Origin of the sequence: Pseudomonas sp. PA-5-4B, assembly GCF_021606215.1 — a bacterium.
GTDB lineage: Bacteria > Pseudomonadota > Gammaproteobacteria > Pseudomonadales > Pseudomonadaceae > Aquipseudomonas > Aquipseudomonas edaphica.
The window spans coordinates 1-8,607 of the sequence record NZ_WKDB01000121.1 but is presented as its reverse complement, the minus strand read 5'-3'; the positions used below and the strand labels follow the sequence as shown (position 1 = coordinate 8,607).

7 protein-coding genes are annotated in these 8,607 nt (G+C 60.7%); 4 read left to right on the top strand and 3 right to left on the bottom strand.

Annotation, left to right across the window (positions count from 1 at the left end):
• Nucleotides 1-232: 232 nt before the first annotated feature.
• From GIW28_RS30105 to GIW28_RS30095, 3 genes are read right to left on the bottom strand one after another with little or no spacing between them, the layout of a single operon-like run.
• A complete protein-coding gene (locus GIW28_RS30105; protein WP_017134679.1) occupies nucleotides 233-1,054 on the bottom strand; it encodes a peptidoglycan DD-metalloendopeptidase family protein in 822 nt (273 codons plus the stop codon).
• Between the two features lie 3 nt (nucleotides 1,055-1,057).
• A complete protein-coding gene (xseA, locus tag GIW28_RS30100) occupies nucleotides 1,058-2,437 on the bottom strand; it encodes an exodeoxyribonuclease VII large subunit (protein ID WP_138450312.1) in 1,380 nt (459 codons plus the stop codon).
• A gap of 30 nt (nucleotides 2,438-2,467) precedes the next feature.
• On the bottom strand, nucleotides 2,468-3,358 hold the full coding sequence (locus GIW28_RS30095; RefSeq protein WP_236446661.1) for a LysR family transcriptional regulator: 891 nt from the start codon (nucleotides 3,356-3,358) through the stop codon (nucleotides 2,468-2,470).
• Nucleotides 3,359-3,457: 99 nt separating this feature from the next.
• Here GIW28_RS30095 and GIW28_RS30090 point away from each other — a divergent pair, with 99 nt between their 5' ends.
• The 4 genes from GIW28_RS30090 (at nucleotide 3,458) to guaA (ending at nucleotide 8,304) form a co-directional block, all read left to right on the top strand.
• Nucleotides 3,458-4,225 (top strand): sulfite exporter TauE/SafE family protein, encoded by a 768-nt coding sequence (locus GIW28_RS30090; protein WP_138450315.1) that lies wholly within the window; start codon nucleotides 3,458-3,460, stop codon nucleotides 4,223-4,225.
• Nucleotides 4,226-4,369: 144 nt separating this feature from the next.
• Nucleotides 4,370-4,918 carry a hypothetical protein gene (locus GIW28_RS30085; protein WP_017134675.1) on the top strand — a complete coding sequence of 183 codons (549 nt, stop codon included), beginning with the start codon at nucleotides 4,370-4,372 and terminating at the stop codon, nucleotides 4,916-4,918.
• A gap of 257 nt (nucleotides 4,919-5,175) precedes the next feature.
• Nucleotides 5,176-6,645: an IMP dehydrogenase gene (guaB, locus tag GIW28_RS30080; protein ID WP_016977684.1), complete on the top strand. Its 1,470-nt coding sequence runs from the start codon at nucleotides 5,176-5,178 to the stop codon at nucleotides 6,643-6,645.
• Nucleotides 6,646-6,726: 81 nt separating this feature from the next.
• Nucleotides 6,727-8,304, top strand: coding sequence for a glutamine-hydrolyzing GMP synthase (guaA, locus tag GIW28_RS30075; RefSeq protein WP_236446664.1), 1,578 nt, complete (start codon nucleotides 6,727-6,729; stop codon nucleotides 8,302-8,304).
• Nucleotides 8,305-8,607 lie beyond the last annotated feature (303 nt).

The following is an 8,607-nucleotide window of genomic DNA, read 5'->3' as shown; positions in this document are numbered from 1 at the left end:
ACTTTTAAAAGCAGCCTATTTCTCCTGTGGCGAGCAGGCTTGTCCTGCGTTGGGCTGCGAAGCGGCCCCAGTACAGGCACGGCAATTTTGCTGAAAGTACTCAGCGTCTGTTTTTGGGGCCGCTTCGCAGCCCAACGCAGGACAAGCCTGCTCGCCACAGGAGAAATAGGCTGCTTTTAAAAGTTGCGTAGATACCTATGCCGCGATGAGGCCGGTAGGTTGAATATTTTTATCAGGGCTGGAACGCGCCAATAAAGATCGCCGGGTCAACCCGCGCATCGTTAAGGCTGATGTTCCAATGCATATGCGGCCCGGTTGCACGGCCAGTGGAACCGACCTTGCCCACCACTGCGCCGCGTGCCAGTTGGTCGCCGACTTTGACGTCGATCTTCGACATATGGCAGAACATGCTGATAAAGCCCTGGCCATGGTCGACGAACACGGTGTTGCCGTTGAAGAAGTAATTGCCGGTGAGGATCACCTTGCCCGCCGCCGGCGTCTTGATCGGCGTGCCCGCGCCCACGGCAAAGTCCAGGCCCGAATGCGGGTTGCGTTCCTCGCCATTAAAGAAGCGGCGCACGCCGAATTTGCTCGACAGTGGCCCGTTGACCGGTTTGTCCAGCAGCAGGTTGCTCGGTGTGTTCGGGCTGAAGCTGCGGTAAGCCTTGAGCTGCACGGCCAGTTCGCCCTCGATGCGCTTGAGTTGCGCCGGGGCCGGGTTCACCTGGCTTTTGTTCTTCAAGGTGATGTGCTGTTCGGGGTATTTCTTGAAGCCCACCACAAACGGCAAGTTCTGCCCGCCGCTGGTGATGCGCTCGGTACCGGGTTTGACGGTCAGCGGGATCCCGACAATCGCCAGCCAGTTGTTCTGTTCCTTGACCACAAGCACCGGCCGGTTCAGGTAGGTGGCTTTGGGCGCGCTGGCCGAAGTGCCGAGGTCGACCACCGCCACGCCACCCGGCACCGGCTTGTTCAGCAACCGCGTGATGTAGCTGTCGGCGTGGGCGTTGAAGGTCAGGCACAAGAGCATCAGCAGGCTAAATAAACGTGGCATCAATCAATCCAGTAACGAAAGGGTGACGGGCGTCAGGTGGTTATCTTCCACCCGCACCTGCAATTGGCCTTCGCCGAGCCGCGCGGTCAGGCGTTGGCCGGTGTGGGTTTGCGCGGCGTTGCGGATCGCCTGGCCGCGCTCGTCCAGCAGGATGCTGTAGCCACGGCCCAGAGTCGCAAGCGGACTGACCACCTGCAACGTCTGCACCTGGCTTTGCAGTTGCAGGCGGCGTGCCTTAAGGCCTTCGCGCATGGCGCGGGGCAGGCGTTCTGCGAGGCTATCGAGGCGCTGGCGCAGCAACGCCAGTTGACGGCCGGGGTGTTGGCCTGCGAGGCGGGTTTCGAGGCGGATCAGGCGTTCGCGACGGGTATTGAGGCTGCGCTCGAAGGCGCGGCGCAGGCGCATGTCCAGGTCGTCCAAACGCTGGGCTTGCTGGCGCAGACGTTCGCCAGGGTGACGCAGGCGGCGGGCCATGCCTTCCAGGCGCAGGCGATCATGGCTCAGGCGGTTGCGCATCAGCATCACCAGGCGGCGGTGCAGGTTTTCGACTTGGCGCACCAAGTGGCTGGCATCTGGCGCGAGCAATTCGGCGGCGGCGGAGGGCGTGGGGGCGCGCACGTCGGCCACAAAGTCGCAGATCGACACGTCGGTTTCATGGCCGACGGCGCTGACGATGGGCGTCACGCAGGCATCCACCGCGCGGGCCACGGCTTCTTCGTTGAAGCACCACAGGTCTTCGAGCGAACCGCCGCCTCGGGCCAGGATCAACGCGTCGAAACCGCGCGCATCCGCCATTTTCAGCGCGCGCACAATCTGCGGGATGGCTTCGCGGCCCTGTACGGCGGTGGGGATCAGTGTCAGTTCAACGTTCGGCGCACGACGACGGAACACGCTGATGATGTCGCGAATCACCGCGCCCGTCGGCGAGCTGATAATCCCAATGCGCCGAGGGTGCGCCGGCAGCGGCACCTTGCGCTCGGCGCTGAACAGGCCTTCGGCGCTGAGCTTTTCCTTCAACGCGTCAAAGGCCAAACGCAGCGCGCCATCGCCAGCAGGTTCCACGGTGTCGAGGATCAGTTGGTAGTCGCCCCGGCCTTCGAACAGCGAGACCTTGCCGCGCACCTTCACCGCCAGGCCGTCCTTCAACGCCTGGCGCACCCGTGCGGCGTTGTTGCGAAACAGCGCGCAACGCACTTGGGCGCCGCTGTCCTTGAGGGTGAAATACACATGGCCGGAAGCCGGGCGGGCGAGGTTGGAGATCTCGCCTTCGACCCAGATATTGGTGAACACGTCTTCCAGCAACACCCGCGCGCGGCCGTTGAGCTGGCTGACAGTCAGGACTTCGCGGTCCAGGCCCAAGCGGGCAAACGGATCTTTAATCATGAGGAGCGATCTTTAATCATGGGCGGCAGTTTATAGGCATTCGTGCAAGGTTTGGCAGAATTGCTCCACCAGTGCGCTCGGCGCCTGCGTGCAGGCAAGGGCCACGGTACTCAAGCAGTCCGGGTCCGCCAGGGACAAAAAGTGCAGGTTGGCCGGCGCTATGTCCTGCATGGATTTTGGTAACAAGGCAATTCCGAAGCCGGCCTGGATCAGCTGCAATTGCGTGGTTTTGCGCGACATCACCCGCGCTGCCTTGGGGAAAAATCCTGCGCGCATGCACAGTTCGGCTGACAGATAACTCAAGCCGCCACGTTGGGGGTGCGGAACTGAAATAAACGCTTCGTCCTTGAGCTGTGCCAGTTCGACAGGTGTATCACTGCCTGCCAGCGGGTGATTGGGCGGCACCGCCAACACCAGTTGTTCGCTATATAAAGGCACCACGCGCACGCCTTCGCGCTGTCGCAGCACCGGTAACCGTAAAAGGCCGACTTCCAGGCGCCCGTCGGCAATTTCTTCAAGTTGCGCCTCGGAAGACAGTTTGACGATATCCATCGATACGCCGGGGCAACGCTGCAGCCAGGTGCTGATGCCGTGCAGCAATGGCCCGCTCATCGGCACGGTGCTCGAATGGCTCAGGCGCAGGGTGCCAAGCTGACCCTTGCCAACCAGGGTGGCCATCTCGCTGGCCTTGAGCAGCTCGCTCAGCAGGTTGCGCGCCCTCGGGTAAAAGGCTTCGCCCGCCGCCGTCAGCCGGGGCTGGCGCGCGGTGCGTTCGAACAGTGAAGTTTGCAGCTGGGTTTCCAGCGCCTTGATCTGGCGGCTCAGGGCCGATTGCGCCACGAACAAACGCTCGGCCGCGGCGCTGAAGCTGCCGCCGTCGGCGATCTCTACGAAGTAGCGCAGTTGGCGGGTCGAGATCACTTGTCATGCCTTTTCAAGATAAGTGGAGGGCTTTGAAGATATTAGTCGCAACACTCGGCGATGGCTAAAGTGTTGGTTATCTCTTTCAAGGAATACGACATGAGCCCGGTTGAGCTGATGAGCCAGTGGTCGTTCAGTGGTGTCGATTGGCTGGTCATCGGCCTGGGTGTGGTGCTGGCCTATATCGTCTTCGGTATTGCAGGCTTTGGCACGGCGCTGGTGGCGGGGCCAATTCTGATTGTGTTTATGCCGCTGTCGAAGATTATCCCGCTGCTGGTGCTGCTGGATTTTGTCGCGGCCTTTGGCAATCTGCTGCAATCGCGGCGAGACGTGAACAAGCCCGAGCTGCTCTGGTTGCTGCCATGCATGGCCATCGGTTGTACGCTGGGCGTGATCTTTCTGCTCAACCTGCATTCGGATCTGTTGCTGCTGCTGATGGGGGTGTTTATCAGCGCCTATGCGATCTACAGCTTGTCGGTGAAGGCGCGGCCCACCCAGCTTTCCAAAGGTTGGTCGATTCCAATGGGCATCGTCGGCGGCCTGTTTGGTGCGCTGTTCGGCAGCGGCGGCTTTTTATATGCGATCTACCTCAACAGCCGTTTGCCCAAGGATGCGGCGCGGGCCACGCAAAGTGCGTTGATCAGTTGCAGCACGGTGGTGCGCTTGAGTCTGTTCCTGATTGCCGGGGTGTATGCGGACTTGCCGTTGCTGTTGTTGGCGCTGTGCCTGTTGCCGGCGATGGCCCTGGGGCTGTGGTGTGGGCGCAGGTTGACGATGCGGATGTCCCGCGAAGCCTTTGTGCGCTTGGTGACATGGTTGGTGTTGGCCAGTGGGATTGCATTGATTGGGCGGTATTTGAGCACTTGACCTGTGTGGGGCAGGGATTAAGCTGCCAGGCTTCAAGGCCTCATCGCAGGCAAGCCAGCTCCCACAGGTGAATGCATTCCAAATGTGGGAGCCGGGCTTGCCCGCGATGTCGGCAGTCGCCACACCGCAGGGCTCCCAAGCACCATGAACTCCCAAAGCATCCTTGTCCCCAAAATCTCCACCTTGCCCGTCCACGAACCCCGCGCCCGGGCCATCGTGCGTTGGCTGGTGCGCAAGAACATCATCAAGGAAGAGCTGACCACCTGCGGGCGCACCGGCAACCGCATGGCCTACGCCCTGGCCGACGGCGCCCGCGCCGTGGTGCTGCACCCCGAAGCGCTGCCGTTCAACGAGCCGATCAATGGCCTGGAGATCATCTACAAGCGCTGCATCTACACGCCGGCCAAGGGCTTTCTCGAGGAGGCCGGCTGCCCGGAGTGCCTTAAAGAAGTCGGCGAGGCGCTGTTCGAAAGCCTGGAAGACTGGATGCCCGGCCACACCGATAACTTCACTTGCCCGTTGTGTGGGCATGAAGATGACATCAATGGGTTTCTATTCCTGCAGGAATGCGGGTTTTCCAACCTGGGGTTTATCTTCAACAACTGGGCGGAGGCGGGGTTCAAGCAGAGCTTTATCGACGAATTTGCCGACTGGCTGGACCAGAAGATGAGTTGGGTCAGAGTCGAGCTTTAATCCGATCATTCCCACGCTCCCGCGTGGGAATGTATCCCGTGACGCTCCGCGTCACCATTGCGCAAGGTTGAAGCCTTGCGCTGACCCCGGACGCGGAGCGTCCAACGAGGCATTCCCACGCGGAGCGTAGGAACGATCAAGCCGTGAGTTTTATCCATCTATCAGTATTACCAAGTTTGTCAGAGTTTTACATTGAGCCCGACAGGGTGCATGTATATAATGGCGCGCTTCCATTTTCCCGCTCGGGAGCCCCCGCGATGCTGCGTATCAGCCAAGAAGCTCTGACATTCGACGACATTCTCCTAGTGCCCGGTTATTCCGAGGTGCTTCCTAACGAAGTCAGTCTCAAGACCCGCCTAACCCGTGGCATCGAGCTGAATATTCCTCTGGTTTCCGCTGCCATGGACACCGTCACTGAAGCCCGTTTGGCAATCGCCATGGCTCAGGAAGGCGGCATTGGCATCATCCACAAGAACATGACCATCGAGCAGCAAGCTGCCGAAGTGCGCAAGGTCAAGCGTTACGAAGCCGGTGTGGTGAAAGATCCAATCACCATCGAAGCCGACGCCACCGTGCGTGATCTGTTCGACCTGACCCGCCTGCACAACATCTCCGGCGTTCCGGTACTGCACGATGGCGACCTGGTCGGCATCGTCACTTCCCGTGACGTGCGTTTCGAGAACCGTCTTGAAGTCACCGTCCGTGAAGTGATGACGCCTAAAGAGCGCCTCGTTACTGTCAAGGAAGGCGCCGACAAGAACGATGTGCGCGAATTGCTGCACAAGCACCGCATCGAGCGCGTGCTGATCGTCGACGACAAATTCGCCCTCAAAGGCATGATGACCGTCAACGACATCGAAAAAGCCAAGGCTTACCCGCTGGCCAGCAAGGATGACCAAGGTCGTCTGCGCGTCGGCGCTGCGGTCGGCACCGGTAAAGACACCGGTGATCGCGTTTCGGCCCTCGTGGCTGCCGGTGTTGACGTGGTGGTGGTCGACACTGCCCACGGCCACTCCAAAGGCGTGATCGACCGCGTTCGCTGGGTCAAACAGAATTTCCCTGACGTACAGGTTATCGGCGGCAACATCGCCACCGGCGCAGCCGCCAAGGCCCTGGCCGAAGCCGGCGCCGATGCGGTCAAGGTCGGTATCGGCCCTGGCTCCATCTGCACCACGCGTATCGTCGCCGGTGTAGGCGTGCCGCAAATCAGCGCCATCGCCAACGTTGCTGCTGCCCTTGAAGGCACGGGCGTTCCGTTGATCGCCGACGGCGGCATCCGTTTCTCCGGTGACCTGTCCAAGGCCATCGTTGCCGGTGCTTCCTGCGTGATGATGGGCTCGATGTTCGCCGGTACCGAAGAAGCACCAGGCGAAATCGAACTGTTCCAGGGCCGTTCGTACAAGGCTTATCGCGGCATGGGTTCGCTGGGCGCCATGTCCCAGGCGCAGGGCTCTTCCGACCGTTACTTCCAGGACTCCTCGGCAGGCGCCGAGAAGCTCGTACCGGAAGGCATCGAAGGCCGTGTGCCGTACAAAGGCACCCTGAGCGCGATCATCCATCAATTGATGGGCGGCCTGCGTTCCTCGATGGGCTACACCGGCAGCGCCGACATCGAAGAAATGCGCACCAAGCCAGAGTTCGTACGGATCACCGGCGCCGGCATGGCTGAATCCCATGTCCACGACGTGCAGATCACCAAGGAAGCGCCGAACTACCGTGTAGGTTGAGGCTTCCAGCAAAACGTTAAGTAACCGGGGCTGTTCTTTCAGCCCCGAGTTGTTTCTGATTCATTAGACGAGACTGACTTCATGGCCCTCGACATTCACGCCCACCGCATCCTGATCCTCGACTTCGGTTCCCAGTACACCCAACTGATCGCCCGCCGCGTGCGTGAAATCGGCGTGTACTGCGAACTGCACCCGTTCGACATGGACGACGAAGCGATCCGCGAATTCGCACCGAAAGGCGTCATCCTTGCCGGTGGCCCCGAGTCCGTGCACGAAGCCAACAGCCCGCGTTGCCCGCAAGCCGTATTCGACCTGGGCGTGCCCGTCTTCGGTATCTGCTACGGCATGCAGACCATGGCCGAGCAACTGGGCGGCAAGGTTGAAGGTTCCGAACTGCGTGAATTCGGTTATGCCCGTGTCGACGTGGTCGGCAAGAGCCGCCTGCTGGACGGCATCGAAGACCACATCGACGCCGACGGCCTGTTCGGCCTCGACGTGTGGATGAGCCACGGTGACAAGGTCACCAAGATGCCGGAAGACTTCCACATCCTGGCCAGCACCCCGAGCTGCCCGATTGCCGGCATGTTCAACGACGAGCGCGGCTATTACGGCGTGCAGTTCCACCCGGAAGTGACCCACACCAAGCAAGGCGGCCGTATTCTGTCGCGCTTCATCCTCGACATCTGCCAGTGCGAAGCCCTGTGGACCCCGTCGAAAATCGCTGAAGACGCCATCGCCAACGTGCGTGCCCAGGTGGGTACCGACAACGTATTGCTCGGCCTGTCCGGCGGCGTTGACTCCTCCGTGGTTGCCGCGCTGCTGCACAAAGCCATCGGCGACCAGCTGACGTGCGTGTTCGTCGACAATGGCCTGCTGCGCCTGCACGAAGGCGAGCAAGTGATGGCCATGTTCGCTGAGAACATGGGCGTCAAAGTGATCCGCGCCAACGCTGAAGAGCAGTTCCTGAATAACCTGGCCGGCGAGTCCGACCCAGAGAAGAAGCGCAAGATCATCGGCCGCACCTTCATCGACGTCTTCGATGCCCAGTCCAACAAACTGGACAACATCAAGTACCTCGCCCAGGGCACCATCTACCCCGACGTGATCGAGTCGGCTGGCGCCAAAAGCGGCAAGGCCCACGTGATCAAGTCCCACCACAATGTGGGTGGCCTGCCTGAGGAAATGAACCTCAAGCTGGTAGAACCGCTGCGCGAACTGTTCAAGGACGAAGTCCGCCGCCTGGGCCTGGAACTCGGCCTGCCCTACGACATGGTCTACCGTCACCCATTCCCAGGCCCGGGCCTGGGCGTGCGCATCCTGGGTGAAGTGAAAAAGGAATACGCCGACCTGCTGCGTCGCGCCGACCACATCTTCATCGAAGAACTGCGCAAAGCCGACTGGTACCACAAGGTCAGCCAGGCATTCGTGGTGTTCCAGCCGGTGAAATCGGTGGGTGTTGTGGGCGATGGCCGTCGTTATGCGTGGGTTGTTGCGCTGCGTGCCGTAGAGACCATCGACTTCATGACCGCGCGTTGGGCACACCTGCCGTACGAGCTGCTGGAGACTGTCAGCGGCCGTATCATTAATGAAATCGAAGGTATTTCGCGCGTGACGTATGACGTGTCGAGCAAGCCGCCGGCGACGATTGAGTGGGAGTGATCCTGCGCTAGCAGGTGAATGCTGAATAACAAAACCCCGGCCATGTGCCGGGGTTTTGTGTTTCTGGAATACGCCAGATCAAACAACACTGATCGAAGTGTGGGAGCGGGCTTGCCCGCGATGAGGGCCTATCAGGCAACACATCGATAACTGACAGGACGCCATCGCGGGCAAGCCCGCTTGTGTCTTGATCTGGGAATAAACTCTGAGGTGAGAGGGGTGGATGGCAAGCTGTGAGTCCGCGGTGCTAGAAGCACGAGTGGGAGCAAAGCTGCCATCCACCTTTCCACTCTGGCCGACAAG